Genomic DNA, 527 nt, shown 5'->3' with positions numbered 1-527 from the left:
GTAAAAAAGTTATCGGCAAACAGGTCGGTTTGGGTCAGGTACATATCGTTCTGGAAACGTTGTGTCAGGTCTTCATTGCCTACTACACGGTCTGTTTTATAGGTGATCAGCCAGGGGGTGGGATCGTAGCCCCGCCGTTTGATAAACTCTTCTTTGAACTTTGCCGACCATTCGGGATTGCCGACTTCCCAGCTATCGGCTTCAAAGGCTTTGATGGTTTTACCGGCCAGTTGCGGGGAATCTTTGATATAGCGCCCTACCATGCTGCTGAACATGGCATCTACCGCGTCTTTATCCAGCTTGTCGCATTCCAGCCCCTTGCCGCCTATGGGTGCCGGGCGGTTATAGGCCAGCGCATTGCGGATGGCGTAGCGGCGAATGATCCAGTTGCCTGAGGGGGCTGTCCATTCGATCTTTCCTGCTTTGATCTTCTTTGATAGATCTATGACTTCTGAAGGGGAAACTTCCTTTTTATCGGGGAAGGCTACGGTGGTAATATCGCTGGTGTAATAGTCATACCCGGGACG

1 protein-coding gene is annotated in these 527 nt (G+C 51.2%); it reads right to left on the bottom strand.

Translation table 11 applies throughout. The features are described 5' to 3' along the window. The coding region (locus FW774_RS20280) for a glycosyl hydrolase (protein ID WP_262714456.1) at positions 1-527 on the bottom strand (527 nt) is incomplete at both ends.

Origin of the sequence: Pedobacter sp. BS3 (genome assembly GCF_008274585.1) — a bacterium.
Classification (GTDB): domain Bacteria; phylum Bacteroidota; class Bacteroidia; order Sphingobacteriales; family Sphingobacteriaceae; genus Hufsiella_A.
The sequence above is the reverse complement of the archived record's forward strand: the minus strand, read 5'-3'. Positions and strand labels throughout refer to the sequence as shown.